The organism is Paenibacillus sp. JT22N1 (genome assembly GCF_059692155.1).
Genome location: NZ_JCAUAW010000002.1, coordinates 234,842 through 250,323, shown reverse-complemented (window position 1 = coordinate 250,323; position 15,482 = coordinate 234,842). Strand labels below are relative to the sequence as shown.

The following is a 15,482-nucleotide window of genomic DNA, read 5'->3' as shown; positions in this document are numbered from 1 at the left end:
CTTTTATTCAAAATAAATCATGTGAATGCGCTTCCAAATGTACTATGCTATGTTAGGTCTAAGAAACAAACGACAATTGCTCAGTATTGTTCTGTAATATATACTTTTTATAATGATAGACTTCAGACGAATTTCTATATGAGGGGTAACTACCATGTACAAGATGATGATCGTTGATGATGAACCGTTAGTTCGTTTGGCCTTGCATCATTTGATCGATTGGCAAGCTCTCCATATTGAAATCGTGTGCGAAGCAGGTGACGGTGTCGAAGGTCTCTCGCTTCTTAAGGCCCGTGGCGACATCGACTTGCTGCTAGTCGATATCCAAATGCCGCGAATGAACGGCATCGAGTTATTAAAGGCATTGAATGACCCAGCATTAACGAAGCGTCCGATTCCAATTATCCTTAGCGCCTATAGCGATTACAGCTATGTGAGGGAAGCTTTCCTTCTCGGCGCTCTCGACTACATCGTCAAGGTAGATATGGATGAGGAGCATATCGTACCAGTTATCGCGAAAGCCGTAGAGGAGTTAGTCCGGTTAGGCGGCGTATCGAAGACAGAGGCGATTGAACATGCGGACAAGCAGCTAGTCCAACAATCGGATAAGGATGCGTTATTACAGAAGCTTCTAGACTTCGATCCAAAGGAAGACGCAGAGTCGTTCGAACAATGGCTTTTATCTGCGAACGGTTTGTTAAATGAAACGAACGAGATGGCGATTATCATTCAAATAGCACGAGGTATCGACACGACGAAGCTGCATAGTTTCATTCAACAGACGATCCAAACTGTTTTTCACGAAATGTCCATTTTGCATGAAATTGTTCGACGGGAAGCATGCGAATACGTCTTGTTGTGCGCGTTCCCGCACGATCGCAGTGAATCGGCGATTCGTGCCCACATTCATAGCGCACTGACGATGATTCAGACTCGCCTGCTGCAATATGTGAACGCCTCTATTTCGGTTGGTATTAGCGATTTGGCAAACGGCTGTAGGCAGTGGCCACGCTTATACCAGCAGGCCAAGCAGTTGACAGCGAAAAGTTATTTTGCCGGCTTGGGGAAACTGTTTTATCGGGAATCAGCGGCCCATGAATCCTGTGTGAAAGACACAGGGGGCAACGAGTTGTGGGATGAATTGAAGGCTAGGAGGCTTGCACTGCTTCAAGCTCTGAAGCAACCTGACGAAAGTCAGTGGGATCCTGAGTATGAGCAATTGGAGAAGCGAATGTATGATGCTAGGCAGGAGCTGCCTGACAGGGTGCGAGCTTTCTTCGTTGATATGTTGTGGGAACTCGGCGCTGTTCTTTATGCAAAAGGCATACGCTTGGAGGAGATTCAGCCTACATCTCACAATCCATTTGATGAAATCAAACAGATGGAGACGCTGGAGGAAACGCAGCAGTATGTCAGACAGCTATTACAGCGTGCTCATTCAGCTATTCACGGGAATAGCCTTGTGAACGCAGCGCGCTATAGTCCTTCTATTGCTAGTGCAAAGAAATTCCTTGATTTGCATTATCGTGAGGAAATTAATCAGTCGCTCATCAGTGAGATGGTGGGCGTGAGCGAAAGCTACTTGAGCAAGCAGTTCGTCAAAGAAGTAGGCTGCAATTTCATCCACTATTTGACCAAGCTGCGTATCGAAGAGGCTAAGCAGCTGCTCGAGCTGGGGATCAAAATTTCCGATATTTCGGAAAGAATTGGATACCTCAACCCCGAGCATTTCAGCCGCATTTTCAAAAAAATGACGGGTTTTAGCCCGAAGGCATATCGGGAGAGTTTGGAGAAAGTATAGGGTATAAGAACTAGCGATGATCTTACGCTAGTTCTTTTTTTTGTAAATATGGCCAATGATTTTAGAAATAGTCTATTGCTTTGGAGAAATAATCAGTTTTCTGAATGAAAATCAACATGCTATTCCTCATTTTACTCATATTTAAGTCAGGGGCGTTCCATTAATCTAAGGGAAGAGATGCATCTCACCATAAAATTACTGGAGGGTCAATGAATGAAGAAAACGTTAGCTTCTACTATGACTGTCTTGATGATGGGCACAATGATTGCTTGCTCCTCTCAGACGGGATCTACACCTAATACAACGAAAGAAACGTCGCCTTCTGCGAACAACGCTGTGACGACATACCCAATCAAAACCGATAAGACACTTACTTATTGGGGCGAGTTGACCCCGAATTTAACCGGTGTTAAAACAACCCACGCTGAAGTTCCTTTCTTTCAAGATTGGCAGAAGAAGACGGGCGTGCAGCTCAAGTTCTCCGCACCACCGACGGGTCAGGCCAAAGAGGCTCTTAATGTCATGTTGGCATCTGGGGATTTGCCGGATATCATCGAATATAATTTCCTTACTTTCCCGGGTGGACCTGAGAAGGCGATTAAGGACGGATACATCCTTAAATTGAATGATTTGATCGACAAGCATGCGCCTAACCTTAAGAAATTTCTGAAAGACAATCCCGAAATTGACAAAATGGTAAAAACCGATGGCGGCAGCTACTATGCATTTCCTTTCATTCGGGGAGATGAGTATCTGCAAGTATTCCAAGGTCCAATTATTCGCAAAGATTGGCTAGACGAGGTAGGTCTTCCTGTACCAGAAACGATTGATGAATGGACAACTGCTCTTAAAGCGTTTAAAGAAAAGAAAGGAGCAGCGGCACCTCTTTCTTTCATCAGTAAACCGAACTTTTTCAATGACTCTTATAATGGCGCGTTTCTAGGGGCTTTTGGGGTTAACCGCAATTTCTATTTGGAAAATGGACAAATCAAATTCGGTCCAGCTGAGAGCGGATACAAGGATTATATGGCATTATTCAGCAAATGGTATAAAGAGGGCTTGTTGGATAAAAATATTGCAACTGTCGATTCGAAAGCGTTGGATGGAAACTTCTCTACAGCTAGCACGGGAGCAAGTATTGGGAATGCTGGAGGCGGTATTGGGAAATGGCAGCCGATTGTCCAAGCGAAAGATCCCAAAGCACAATTGGTGGCAGCTCCTTACCCGGTATTGAAAAAAGGAGATATCCCTAAATTTGGTCAAAAGGATAAACCGTATTCCTCTGGAGGCATTGTGGCTATTACGACGAAGGCGAAAGATCCTGAGTTAGCGACGAAGCTGTTGGATTATGGGTATAGTGAAGCTGGACGCATGTTTTTCAACTTCGGTACAGAAGGTGTTAGCTACAATTTAGAGAACGGTTATCCGAAATATACCGATTTATTGATGAAAAATCCGGATAAATTAGCTCCGGCGCAAGCGATGTCCATGTATGTTCGCGGCAGCTATAACGGTCCGTTCATCCAAGATAAACGATATGCCGAACAATTTTTTACATTGCCAACCCAGCGTGAGGCGATCAATGTTTGGAAGAAAACGGATACAGATAAGTATAGTCTGCCTCCGCTTACGCCAACGCCGGAAGAGAGTTCGGAATATGCAAAAATCATGAGTGACATCAACACCCTGGTAGATGAAATGACGTTAAAAATCGTTCTTGGAACTGAATCCGTCGATCAATATCCGAAATACTTAGATAAAATGAAATCTTTGAAGTTGGATCGTGCGATTGAAATTCAAAAGGCAGCTTTGGATCGTTATAACAAAAGATAATGCGGAACAAAGTGGAGAGAGCGTTGCTCTCTCCATCCATTCAAAATGAGGTGAGGGAAAAGATGGAGACTACGCAACCGCTCAAAAGTATGGCACTAGCAAAGAAAAAACCGGGCATAAATCGATATGTTCGTGATTTCATAATGAATAAATACTTGTATCTGATGATGGTTCCTGTGCTTGTTTATTATATTATCTTTCATTATGCCCCTATGTATGGAGCACTGATTGCGTTCAAAGAATATTCGCCCATGAAAGGTATCCTAGGCAGCGAGTGGGTAGGATTTAAGCATTTTCAAGATTTTTTCAGTAGTTTTTATTTTTGGCGCATTTTAAAAAATACGCTTGTTATCAGTTTGTACTCCTTGGTATTTGAATTCCCAGCTCCGATTATTCTGGCATTGCTAATCAATGAAGTGCGCAGCAAGATGTTCAAGCGTGTGGCTCAGACCATTACGTACATGCCTTACTTTATTTCACTTGTTGTTATTTGTGGGATTATAACTGATTTTACAAACGCCGATGGTGTGATCAACAGGATCCTTATGACTTTTGGATATGATGGCCAAGCGATGCTGCAGAAGCCTGATTTATTCCGTCCTATTTATATTCTATCGGAGATTTGGCAGCGAATTGGTTGGGAGTCCATCATTTATATTGCGGCATTAATGGGTATTGATACCGAGCAGTATGAAGCTGCGCGTATGGACGGAGCAACCAGATGGAAGCAAATCATTCATATCACCTTACCAGGCATCATGCCGACGATTGCTATCATGTTCATATTGCGAATGGGGAATTTATTAAATGTAGGATTCGAGAAAATTATTCTCCTTTACAATCCAGTCACGTATGAAACAGCGGATGTCATTTCTTCCTTTGTTTATCGTAAGGGATTACTTGAATTCGGATGGAGTTACAGCTCAGCAGTCGGCTTATTTAACTCTGTAATCAATCTTATTTTATTGGTTACAGCCAATTATATCAGCCGCAAAGTAAATGAAAGCAGTTTATGGTGAGGTGAAGCAAATGAATAAGGGACCTAGTATAGTTGAAAGATTGTTCGATATTGGTATTCATCTCATTTTAGTAGTGCTAGTGGTTGCTACTTTATATCCATTGTTATATGTCGTCTTCGCATCCTTTAGTGAAGCAGGTCAGCTCGTGGCTCACAAGGGAATTCTATATAAGTCCTTAGGTTTTAGTCTGGAAGCGTACAAAGGTGTCATGAAAAACCCAGGTATTCTAATTGGATACCGCAATACGCTATTTATCGTTGTGTTCGGTATTTTAGTGAATATTTTGATGACAGCCTTGGGTGCTTACGTGCTTTCACGGAAAAACGTCATTTGGAATAAAGCCTTTATGCTGATCATCGTGTTCACCATGTTTTTTCACGGGGGCTTAATTCCTTTATATCTAGTTGTGAAGAATGTTGGCCTTCTGGACTCGTTGTGGGCAACGATTATTCCATTTGCGATCGGTACCTTTAATCTCATCATCATGCGTACAGCCTTCATGTCAGTACCCGATAGTTTGGAAGAATCAGCTAAAATCGATGGAGCGAACCATTTTACCATCTTGTTCAAAATCATTATTCCGCTTTCCATGCCTGTCATTGCGGTTATGATTCTCTATTATGCGGTTGATAAATGGAACGCTTGGTTCTACGCTTCTGTATTTATTAAGAGCAGAGACCTGTTCCCCTTACAACTTGTACTCCGTGAGATATTAATCTCGAATTCTACAGACGGAATGTCAGTAGGGGCAGATGCGGGAGATCGACATCAAATAGGTGAAACAATTAAATATGCGACAATAATCGTAGCAACAGTACCTGTACTTTGTATCTATCCTTTTGTTCAACGTTACTTTGTAAAAGGGGTTATGGTCGGTTCTTTGAAGGGTTAAATCTGTGTAAAATGGCTTGAATAGAGCTTTTGTCAATCGGTTTTGTCATTTTGGACATTCCTCCCCTTGCAATCAGAGGTATAATAGAGGTAAGTGGAGACAATCCCTCCAGACATTCATCCACCATTCAATGGGAGGGAGATCCATGTGAAATTCCGATTTCTTTGGCAGAAGCGAAAAAGCATTATTTTTACTTGGTTAATTTCATATAGCGCGGTGTTGTTCGTACCCATGCTGATGAGCTGGATTATATATATGCAATCCAGTGAAGCACTTAAGAGTGAGATTCATCGTGCGAATGATTCTTTATTGAAACAAGTCCGATATACGATAGACAATCAAATCGATTTAATGAAACGATTGAATATGGAGATCACTTGGAATGCAAAGCTTCAAAGCTTAATGTACTCCAATCTACGATCAAACGACGATCAGTTCCTCGCGTTTCAATTGGTGAAAGAATTTAGGATGTACCAAACGTCTTATGCAACGATCGATGAATTTTATGTTACTTGGGATCAGGAATCCTCGATCCTCCGTCCGGGAAACGTCAGGGACCTGAAGACTGCTTTTGATACGATTCACAACACAGGAACGCTTCGATACGAGCAATGGCTAGATACGATACATAATGCCGCAAATAACCAATTTCTCTTATTGCCTCGTACGGATGCGGCGAATCCTCTAAACTCAATCGCTTATATTGCACACCTGCCAAAGGATTTGAACGGCAAACAAACCGGGACCGTCGTCGTCATGGCAGACATGGAAAGATTTCAGAAAGCGATGGAAACAATCTCAGGGTTTAGTGGCGGACAGATATTAATTCTTAATTATGATAATCAAGTTCTTCTTTCCAATTTACCTGTGTCGGTCAATAAGAACCTTATTTTGGAGCAATTGTTGGATAGGGATGATGTGATGTATAAGCCGGCGCAGAATGGGGATTCAGAGCTATTTTATATGCAATCTGCTGTGTCTGATTTAAAATATGTTTTGGTTATTCCTAGTCGTATTTATTGGGAGAAAGCGGAATATGTCCGTAAATTCACCTATATTAGCATTTTAATAAGTTTAATGGGAGCAGGCGTATTGACATGGTTTTTTATGCGCCGCAATTATTCGCCTATTCAGCGGCTGGTTCAGTCGCTTTCTGATAAGAATTCCACCCAGGAACGGCCAGATGGAAATGAACTCAACTTCATCCAAAGAGCAATTTCACAAACAAGAAATGAAAAAGATAAAATTGCTTTACAATTGCAATCTCATCACCACGTGCTGCGTTCCAATATGTTGAATCGGCTCCTAAAAGGGAAGATGGATACACTGATTCCATATGAGGAAGCTTTCAAATCGTTCCATATTGATTTAATCTCTAATGATTTTGCCGTCATTTTATTTGCTGTTGAGAATCAGGACAGCCTTTCCTCCAATTTGCCAGGAATGGATATGAATGATAGAAGGAAACTCATACAGTTCATTATAACCAATGTCGTGGAAGAGCTTGTTGGTCAGCATGGGCATGCAGGTTGTGTGGCAGAAGTAGACGATATGATGGTTTGTCTTGTGAACTTTGCAGATATCGAAGCTGCCGAAATGAAGCAGGACCTTCTTTGGATTGCCACAGAAGCACAGCGGTTTTTAATCCGATTCAACATGGATCTTACGGTATCCATCGGCGGCATCCATGGCTCCTTGTTTGGAGTCGCCGAGGCATATAGTGAGGCATTGGATGCCATGGAATATAAGATGGTTCGAGGAAAAAGAGAGATCATCACCTACGATGAGATTCGAATCGATTCCACGGATCAGCAACAGCTGGGCTATTATTATCCGCTTCAGGTCGAGCAGCAGATTATAAATCTGATAAAAATTGGCGATTTTGAACAGGTAAGTTCGTGTATGAACGAAATTATGGAGCGGAATTTCAATAAGCCCCTCGTGTCACTAACCTTGGCGAGATGTCTCATTTTCAATCTTGTCGGTACGATGGTGAAGGCGATCAATGAACTAGGAGACGGTGATAGCCGTATTTTAGGAGATAATCCATTGTGGATGGATAAGATCATCGCCTGTGATACGATACTGGAAATGCAGCATGAACTCCAAACCTTGCTCAAAGAAGTTTGTGCATTTGCAGCTGTGAAAATGGAGACGAACTTGTCCAAAGAGCGTGCAGAGACGCTGCGTGAGCTTATCTCCAAGGTGACTCTTTACATCGACGAGTATTATCAGGATTCTAATTTAAATGTGAATACAATCGGTGAACGCTTTGAATTAAAAGGTAGTTATATCTCTAAATTGTTTAAGGATCAAACGGGTGAGGGACTGTTCGATTACATCACAAAGGTTCGCATTCAGCAAGCCAAACGCATGATCAGTTATAAGCAAGACTCCATATCCGATATTGCCAATTATGTGGGTTACAATGAGGTTGCGACGTTTATTCGAGTGTTCAAAAAGTACGAGGGGATTACTCCCGGGAAATTCAAGGAAATGAACTGATTCACGCTAAGTATTAAGGCAATGGAGGGTTACCAGATGAGTAAAAGACGTATAAGTACCTCAATCCTATTGTTCATGTGGGTAATTACCCTGTTGTTATCGGCTTGTACCTCTGGAAATAACTCAGCAAAGCCCGCAGAGGAGCCGAATAAAGACACTTCCAAGGTAGAGCAACCTGATCAGGCCAAAAAGATGCTTTCCTATTGGTCTGAACTTAACGGCAATGCGGCGAGTGTAAAACCGAACATTCAGGACATACCGTTCTTCCAAGAATGGCAGAAGCGGACAGGGGTACAGCTGACTTTCATACAACCGCCAGCTAATCAAGCGAAAGAAGCGATGAATGTCTTATTAGCATCAGGCGATTTGCCTGATATGATGGAATATGAATGGGATAACCATCCTGGAGGACCGGAGAAGGCGATTAAAGACGGTTATATTTTGAAATTGAATGATCTCATAGATAAGCATGCACCGAATCTAAAAAAATACTTAAGTGAACACCCGGAAATCGATAAACAGGTCAAAACGGACAACGGCAGTTATTATGTGTTCCCATTCATACGGGGTGACGAATTACTTCAAACCTATCAGGGGCCTATTATCCGTCTGGATTGGCTTCAAGAGCTTGGTCTCCAGACGCCAACGACAATCGATGAATGGTACACGGTTTTAAAAGCTTTTAAAGAAAAGAAGGGGATTACTGCTCCATTGACATTCTTAGGGGTCCCCAATCCGTTATTCGGCATTGAGGGCGGTGCTTTCGTGGGTGCCTATGGGATTAAAAAAGGGTTCTACTTGGATAACGGCCAAGTGAAGTTTGGGCCGATGGAAGAGGGCTATAAACAGTTTCTCTCTACTTTTCGCAAATGGTATGCAGAAGGGTTGATTGATAAAAATATCGCTACAGTTGATACCAAAACGTTGGATGCCAATATGATTTCAGGAAGAAGCGGGGCAACAATATGGAATGCTGGCGCAGGAATTGGGAAATGGCAGCCCATCGTTCAGGACAAAGAAAAGGCAGCATTGTTAGGGCCTGCACCTTATCCGGTATTGATAAAAGGCGATAAGCCTAAGTTCGGTCAGCGGAGTTATGCGTATGTGGGGACAGGCGGGGTTGCCATTTCAAGCAAAAGCAAGAACGCTGAAGCAGCTGCGAAGCTGCTAGATTACGGATATAGCGCGGAAGGTCATATGCTTTTCAATTTTGGGATCGAGGGAATTAGTTATAACATGGAAGGCGGATATCCGAGATATACGGATTTAATTTTGCGAAATCCCAATAAACTAGCGCCATCTCAAGCCCTTTCGATGTATAACCGAGCTAGTTATTTCGGTCCATTTGTCCAGGACGTTCGTTATATGGAGCAATATTACACGCTTCCCCAGCAAATGGATGCCATTCAAGTTTGGGCAAATACCGATGTTGACAGTCATATACTCCCGCAAATGCCGAAGACAGAGCTAGAAAGCGCGGAGCTTTCTTCCATCATGATCGATGTCATGACGCTTGTCGACGAGATGTCGCTAAAAATCATATTTGGCGCGGAGCCATTGGACGTTTTTGACACCTATGTGAGTAAAATTAAAGCCTCCAAAATTGATCGTGCCATTCAGATCCAGAAATCAGCTTTAGATCGATATTATAAGCGTTAAGAGTAATGATAAAAGGGCTAATGCAACGTCTATGACAATGTGTTAGCCCTTTTCTTTCAATCCACTTCTACAGCTATTAAGCCATAGGGCGTCCCTCGCCACCGTAAAGTCGAAAAGAAGACGGAGACATACCGGTAATTGATTTAAAGTGCCGACTAAAGTAATGGACGGAAGCGTAGCCGAGTTTGCTGGCAACAACCTCTACTTTTTCTTCCTCCAGCAGAAGCTTCTTCGCCAGTTGAATCCGTTTACGAATCATATAGGGCTTCGGTGAGACGCCCATCACTTCCTTAAATAATTGGGCAAAATAGGCATGGTGATAACCGCACTGCTGAGCTAGCTCTGATAAGGTCCACGGATGTTCTGGATGCTCCCTAATCATCTGCAGCGCTGGTCCAATCATGTTTCGCTTGGAGCTATGAAGCGCTGGAATTTTTAATTCTTGACGAACAATTTCAGCTAATACTTGCATCAGAAGACTTCTTAAAACGAGCGAACAGCCGGGCTCCTGCTCTTTGTATTCCTGAACAATCTGATACAGCAACCGTTCTCCCGTGACTAGCCTGAAATGATCAGGAATGGTTACACTGCCATAACCTTCGACTTCAACCGTGTATGGCAGCGGCGAGTCAAATGGCGGTCCGCCTGCAAAGCGTTCCAGCTTAGCGCCAGGGTGAACAGGCTCTGGAGACACTCGGTGCCAATCGAAGTGCAGGCTGATGAACGTTGTTGCTTTACTCAGATGTACGGCTAACATATGTGGCGTTCCCGATCCATAATAAGCACATTCGCCGGGAAGTAGCGAGTACATATTGGCGCCTATCCACAAATCCATTCGACCGGACACAACGTAAACAAGTTGGCAATCAGGGATCGTACGGGGGCCGAAAACGAAGCCTGCCGAAACATCTTTTTCCACATTTGCATAGTTCACTGTAGGGAGTAATAAGGCTATCGGTCCGAGCGGGTGAGAAGGTTCCATCTGGCGTGCTCCTTCGTCGATTTGTTATTCTATGCTACTTCGCTGCTCTTGGCCAAAAACCTTTGAAAAGTACAACTAGTTCTAATCTTTGCGGCAACGACTAGCGAACCGTATGCTGATACACTTGATCTTGTAAGCCGAAACATCGGCTTCGACAATTAGCGGACGGGGGATTAGGCATGCTGACAGCGGAGCAGGTAAAGTTGTTTGAACGTGATGGTTTTGTTAAGGGCGATGTTGTGCTGAATGACGAGGAAGTTGAGATTCTGCGTCGTGAGCTGGATCTTGTACTGGAAGGGAAGACCGTTAAGAAACCGATACTGAATCGCAACTTGGCATCAGAGAGCAGTGAATATGGCATGAGCATGGAAGCCAGTGAAACAATTGTTCAGGTTGTTAACATCTGGATGGCCAGCGATGTCTACTTGCAGCATGCAGCTAACCTCGCATTATGCGAGGATGTTGCGCAGCTCGCCGGTACGGACACATTACGTATATGGCACGATCAAATTCAATACAAGCCGCCCGTCACAGGCGGGCCTACGAAATGGCATCAGGACCATCCGCTGTGGCCGATCATCAAGCCTGCAGAACTAATAAGCGCATGGGTGGCGCTGGACGATGCTGTTGTTGAGAACGGCTGCATGTGGATGGTACCCGGCAGTCATCAATGGGGAGATCACCAGCGGCATTTGCTTCACGGCGCTGACCATATGCCGCAGCATAAGCGTCCTGAACTGCTGCCTGAAGGTGTGGAGATTAAGCCGGTTCCGTTCGAGATCAAGAAGGGTCAGGTTGGCTATCATCACTGCATGACATGGCACGGCTCACTGCCGAATCGATCGCAGATGAAACGGCGTGCAATTGCGGTCCATTATATGCCAGGACATATTCGTTATGAGCCTGTAGGCAATCATCCCATGAATAAGCATGTTCATGTTCAACCAGGCGAACTATTGACCGGAGATGATTTTCCGGTTGTTTATAAGAAGTAACAAAAAATGATGGGGCAAGGTCTAATCTTGCCACATCATTTTTTTGTTTACCGGTAATTGCTGTTTTAGAGTGTTTCATGAAGTGTGTTATATAACATTAAAAATATTTAAAAATTGTTATTGCATAAATGTTTTATTTTATTATACAATATAATATATAAACACATACTGTATTGATACAATTGTTCATATGTTGAAGGGAGAGATGGTTATGAGTAGTTTGGCATCGTCGATGGAGTTTGAAAGAAGGAAAATAACAAACCTTCGCGCTTATGATTTTCAGCGGTCTGTTGCAAAACAAGAAGTTCATAAGGAACATGATGAATGCGGTGGAACTGCTCTGTATCCATTGTCTCCATTGTCTTTGACACTGTACTATGCCTTTGATAATGATGTGGAAGTGGGATAATTGGCGGACTGCGCAACTTATATAATGAAATGAAAGCCTACCGAGTTTTCGGTGGGTTTTTTTATTGTTATAGTAAATTAATAAAAATAACTAATTTTATAAAACAGTATTGAACATTATTCTGTAATGTGTTATATATTATATAACAAAAACAAAACTGTATTAATACATTAGAGGAGGAAACAACAATGGATTGTCCAACATGCCAAGGTAATGGAGATTTAGAGGAAATGAGAAGCACAGATGAGCACTTTCACAAAGAGGGATCGTCCATCCATTTTGGTCAGGATCGTGTACTCTGGCCCAACACTTGTCCGATTTGCGGCGGCAGCGGATTTCTAGACGTATCCTTTTAAAAAACAAAACCCAATAAAGGAGTGCATAGGATCATGAGCAAACAAAGTCAAAGTGAACAACTGCAAGCAAGCTGGAATTCCAAGCGATTCGAAGGGGTGTCTCGACCTTATTCGGTTGAGGATGTGCTTCGCCTTCGTGGCTCCGTAATCATTGAACAGACACTGGCTGAGCAGGGAGCTCGCAAATTCTGGAAACGGGTCAACGAAGAAGACTTTGTACCTGCACTTGGCGCTCTAACGGGAAATCAAGCAGTGCAGCAAGCAAAAGCAGGACTTAAAGCGATTTATTTGAGCGGTTGGCAAGTTGCCGCCGATGCGAACTTATCCGGTCATATGTATCCCGATCAAAGTCTTTACCCAGCTAACAGCGTTCCTAGCGTTGTGAAAAGAATTAATCAGGCGCTGCAGCGCGCCGATCAGATCCAGCATGCGGAAGGCAAGGGAAGCATTGACTTCTATCTCCCTATTGTGGCAGACGCGGAAGCTGGCTTCGGAGGACCACTTAACGTGTTCGAGTTGATGAAGGGCATGATTGAGGCAGGAGCCGCAGCTGTCCATTTCGAGGATCAGCTCTCTTCCGAAAAGAAATGCGGCCATTTGGGCGGTAAAGTGCTGCTGCCAACGCAGCAAGCCGTAAAGAATCTTATCGCAGCAAGGCTGGCGGCCGATGTGATGGGTGTGGAGACGGTGCTAATCGCTCGAACAGATGCGAATGCAGCAAGTCTTCTGACGAGCGACATTGACGAGAATGATCGACCTTTTCTAACTGGCGAACGCTCACCCGAAGGATTCTTTTATGTACATGCAGGCTTGGATCAAGCGATCTCACGCGGTCTGGCTTATGCGCCATATGCGGATATGGTCTGGTGTGAAACCTCGGAGCCAAACTTGGAGGAAGCAAGACGTTTTGCCGAAGCGATTCATGAGAAATTTCCAGGCAAACTGCTTGCTTATAACTGCTCTCCCTCATTTAACTGGAAGAAGAAATTAGATGAACCTACGATTGCAAAATTTCAGCAAGAGCTAGGTAAGATCGGTTATAAGTTCCAGTTCGTGACATTGGCAGGCTTCCATGCTTTGAATCACAGCATGTTTGAACTCGCTCACGATTATAGAGATCGTGGTATGGCTGCTTATTCTCAGTTCCAACAAACGGAATTCGCTAGTGAATCTCGCGGTTATGAAGCGACACGCCATCAGCGCGAAGTAGGAACGGGCTATTTCGATGAAGTTTCCCAAGTTATTACAAGCGGTACTTCTTCCACTACTGCGCTTTCCGGCTCCACAGAAGAGGAACAATTTGCTTCTTAATAGCAATGCAAGGAGATGAGGATATTGATCGATCAAACCATGCTAAGGGGAATTGAAATCGAACCGACTTCTACGGAGGGGCAGAAGATTCTCACGCCGGAAGCACTGGCATTCGTAGCACATCTTGAGCGTACATTTGGAGCAAAACGCCTAGAGCTGTTGCAGGAGCGCAACCTGAGGCAGAGTCGTATTGATGCAGGTGAGCTGCCGGGCTTTTTGCCAGTAACTGCAAGGATACGCAGCAGCGATTGGACCATAGCACCGATCCCTGCGGATTTGCAAGACAGACGAGTTGAGATAACAGGTCCAGCAGGTGACCGTAAGATGGTCATTAACGCGTTCAATTCTGGCGCTTACGTCTACATGGCAGACTTCGAGGATGCTAACTCGCCAACGTGGAACAATACGATCGACGGTCAAGTGAATTTGTACGATGCTGTTCGTCGAACGATCGCTTTCACCAGTCCGGAAGGGAAAAGCTACAATCTTCAAGCCCAGACGGCAGTGCTCAAAGTTCGTCCTCGCGGTTGGCACTTGGAAGAGAAACATATGCAGGTTGATGGGCACTCTGTTTCAGGTTCGTTATTTGATTTTGGCCTATTCTTTTTCCATAATGCAAAGACACAGATTCAGCAAGGAAGCGGACCTTATTTTTACTTGCCTAAGCTTGAGAGCCATATTGAGGCGCGTCTTTGGAATGAGGTGTTCCTATTTGCTCAGCAGGAGCTTGGCATTCCGCAAGGTACGATTAAAGCCACGGTGCTCATTGAGACGATCGTCGCTGCCTTTGAAATGGACGAAATTTTGTATGAACTTCGCGAGCACAGCGCAGGCTTGAACTGCGGACGGTGGGATTATATCTTCAGTTTTATTAAAAAGCTGCAGAAGCAGCCGCACGTCATCGTTCCCGATCGAGCGCTCGTTACGATGGAATCGCCCTTCATGAAAGCTTATTCGCTGCTCGCCATCCAGACCTGTCATAAGCGGAATGCGCCTTGCATCGGAGGCATGGCCGCCCAAATTCCGGTGAGGAATGATCCGGAGGCGAATGAAGAAGCGATGGCGAAAGTAAGTTCAGATAAGCTGCGCGAGGTGAGAAATGGTCACGACGGCACATGGGTGGCTCATCCCGGATTAGTCCCCGTGGCAAAAGCGATATTCGATGAGTATATGCCGTCAGCTAATCAAATTGACAAGCAGCTTTCTGATACCAAAATTACCGCTGAACAATTGTTAGAGGTGCCGCAGGGGCCGATAACAGAGAATGGGATACGGACGAACGTCAGCGTCGGCATTCAGTATTTGGAAGCTTGGCTGCGTGGTTTCGGTGCTGTACCGATCAACAACTTGATGGAAGACGTGGCCACTGCGGAAATATCACGTGCGCAGCTTTGGCAGTGGATCCACCATCCACTAGGAATTTTGGATGACGGGCGCAAAGTAACGGCAGAATTATTTCAACAGATTCAAGTTGAAGAGATGGCAAAGATCAAAGAAAAGCTTGGGGATGAGACATTCCAGCAAATGAAGTTTGATCAAGCAAATGTTCTTTTTACCCAGATGACGGTTTCTCCTGAATTTGAAGCTTTTTTAACCGAACAAGGTTATCGATATTTGTAATTGAAGTAATTTGAGACAGGGCCTTTAGGAGGCTTCTGTCTTTTTTTATTTGAATATACTATAATTATTTCAATGTTATAGAACAGTTCAGCGAGGTGTC

At 44.0% G+C, this 15,482-nt stretch carries 12 protein-coding genes; 11 read left to right on the top strand and 1 reads right to left on the bottom strand.

The window, feature by feature from the left end; all coding sequences use genetic code 11:
* Nucleotides 1-154 precede the first annotated feature (154 nt).
* The 6 genes from AC58UU_RS04905 to AC58UU_RS04880 all read left to right on the top strand — a co-directional run bounded on the left by AC58UU_RS04905 (nucleotide 155) and on the right by AC58UU_RS04880 (nucleotide 9,709).
* Complete coding sequence (locus AC58UU_RS04905) at nucleotides 155-1,801, top strand: helix-turn-helix domain-containing protein (protein WP_497313522.1); 1,647 nt, start codon at nucleotides 155-157, stop codon at nucleotides 1,799-1,801.
* Between the two features lie 213 nt (nucleotides 1,802-2,014).
* Complete coding sequence (locus AC58UU_RS04900; RefSeq protein WP_497313520.1) at nucleotides 2,015-3,634, top strand: extracellular solute-binding protein; 1,620 nt, start codon at nucleotides 2,015-2,017, stop codon at nucleotides 3,632-3,634.
* A gap of 89 nt (nucleotides 3,635-3,723) precedes the next feature.
* Complete coding sequence (locus AC58UU_RS04895; protein WP_497314003.1) at nucleotides 3,724-4,653, top strand: ABC transporter permease; 930 nt, start codon at nucleotides 3,724-3,726, stop codon at nucleotides 4,651-4,653.
* A gap of 10 nt (nucleotides 4,654-4,663) precedes the next feature.
* Complete coding sequence (locus tag AC58UU_RS04890; RefSeq protein ID WP_497313518.1) at nucleotides 4,664-5,545, top strand: carbohydrate ABC transporter permease; 882 nt, start codon at nucleotides 4,664-4,666, stop codon at nucleotides 5,543-5,545.
* Between the two features lie 147 nt (nucleotides 5,546-5,692).
* Complete coding sequence (locus AC58UU_RS04885; protein ID WP_497313517.1) at nucleotides 5,693-8,050, top strand: helix-turn-helix domain-containing protein; 2,358 nt, start codon at nucleotides 5,693-5,695, stop codon at nucleotides 8,048-8,050.
* 36 nt (nucleotides 8,051-8,086) lie between these two features.
* Nucleotides 8,087-9,709 carry an extracellular solute-binding protein gene (locus AC58UU_RS04880; protein ID WP_497313515.1) on the top strand — a complete coding sequence of 541 codons (1,623 nt, stop codon included), beginning with the start codon at nucleotides 8,087-8,089 and terminating at the stop codon, nucleotides 9,707-9,709.
* A gap of 76 nt (nucleotides 9,710-9,785) precedes the next feature.
* Here AC58UU_RS04880 and AC58UU_RS04875 read toward each other — a convergent pair whose 3' ends face one another.
* Nucleotides 9,786-10,691, bottom strand: coding sequence for a helix-turn-helix transcriptional regulator (locus AC58UU_RS04875; RefSeq protein WP_497313513.1), 906 nt, complete (start codon nucleotides 10,689-10,691; stop codon nucleotides 9,786-9,788).
* Between the two features lie 179 nt (nucleotides 10,692-10,870).
* Here AC58UU_RS04875 and AC58UU_RS04870 point away from each other — a divergent pair, with 179 nt between their 5' ends.
* The 5 genes from AC58UU_RS04870 (at nucleotide 10,871) to aceB (ending at nucleotide 15,382) form a co-directional block, all read left to right on the top strand.
* Entirely contained in the window at nucleotides 10,871-11,686 is an 816-nt protein-coding gene (locus AC58UU_RS04870; protein ID WP_497313511.1) for a phytanoyl-CoA dioxygenase family protein, read from the top strand.
* Between the two features lie 211 nt (nucleotides 11,687-11,897).
* A complete protein-coding gene (locus tag AC58UU_RS04865) occupies nucleotides 11,898-12,095 on the top strand; it encodes a hypothetical protein (protein ID WP_497313509.1) in 198 nt (65 codons plus the stop codon).
* 188 nt (nucleotides 12,096-12,283) lie between these two features.
* On the top strand, nucleotides 12,284-12,451 hold the full coding sequence (locus tag AC58UU_RS04860; protein ID WP_156411099.1) for a hypothetical protein: 168 nt from the start codon (nucleotides 12,284-12,286) through the stop codon (nucleotides 12,449-12,451).
* A 33-nt stretch (nucleotides 12,452-12,484) separates the two neighbouring features.
* Nucleotides 12,485-13,762, top strand: coding sequence for an isocitrate lyase (gene aceA, locus AC58UU_RS04855; RefSeq protein WP_497313507.1), 1,278 nt, complete (start codon nucleotides 12,485-12,487; stop codon nucleotides 13,760-13,762).
* 39 nt (nucleotides 13,763-13,801) lie between these two features.
* Nucleotides 13,802-15,382: a malate synthase A gene (gene aceB / locus AC58UU_RS04850; protein WP_497314001.1), complete on the top strand. Its 1,581-nt coding sequence runs from the start codon at nucleotides 13,802-13,804 to the stop codon at nucleotides 15,380-15,382.
* Nucleotides 15,383-15,482 lie beyond the last annotated feature (100 nt).

Excerpts from the sequence above, each read along its gene's own strand:
- AC58UU_RS04905 (WP_497313522.1), top strand. The coding sequence starts at position 155 with ATGTACAAGATGATGATCGTTGATGATGAACCGTTAGTTCGTTTGGCC.
- AC58UU_RS04900 (WP_497313520.1), top strand. The coding sequence starts at position 2,015 with ATGAAGAAAACGTTAGCTTCTACTATGACTGTCTTGATGATGGGCACA.
- AC58UU_RS04895 (WP_497314003.1), top strand. The coding sequence starts at position 3,724 with ATGGCACTAGCAAAGAAAAAACCGGGCATAAATCGATATGTTCGTGAT.
- AC58UU_RS04890 (WP_497313518.1), top strand. The coding sequence starts at position 4,664 with ATGAATAAGGGACCTAGTATAGTTGAAAGATTGTTCGATATTGGTATT.
- AC58UU_RS04880 (WP_497313515.1), top strand. The coding sequence starts at position 8,087 with ATGAGTAAAAGACGTATAAGTACCTCAATCCTATTGTTCATGTGGGTA.
- AC58UU_RS04875 (WP_497313513.1), bottom strand. The coding sequence starts at position 10,691 with ATGGAACCTTCTCACCCGCTCGGACCGATAGCCTTATTACTCCCTACA.
- AC58UU_RS04870 (WP_497313511.1), top strand. The coding sequence starts at position 10,871 with ATGCTGACAGCGGAGCAGGTAAAGTTGTTTGAACGTGATGGTTTTGTT.
- AC58UU_RS04865 (WP_497313509.1), top strand. The coding sequence starts at position 11,898 with ATGAGTAGTTTGGCATCGTCGATGGAGTTTGAAAGAAGGAAAATAACA.
- AC58UU_RS04860 (WP_156411099.1), top strand. The coding sequence starts at position 12,284 with ATGGATTGTCCAACATGCCAAGGTAATGGAGATTTAGAGGAAATGAGA.
- aceA (WP_497313507.1), top strand. The coding sequence starts at position 12,485 with ATGAGCAAACAAAGTCAAAGTGAACAACTGCAAGCAAGCTGGAATTCC.
- aceB (WP_497314001.1), top strand. The coding sequence starts at position 13,802 with ATGCTAAGGGGAATTGAAATCGAACCGACTTCTACGGAGGGGCAGAAG.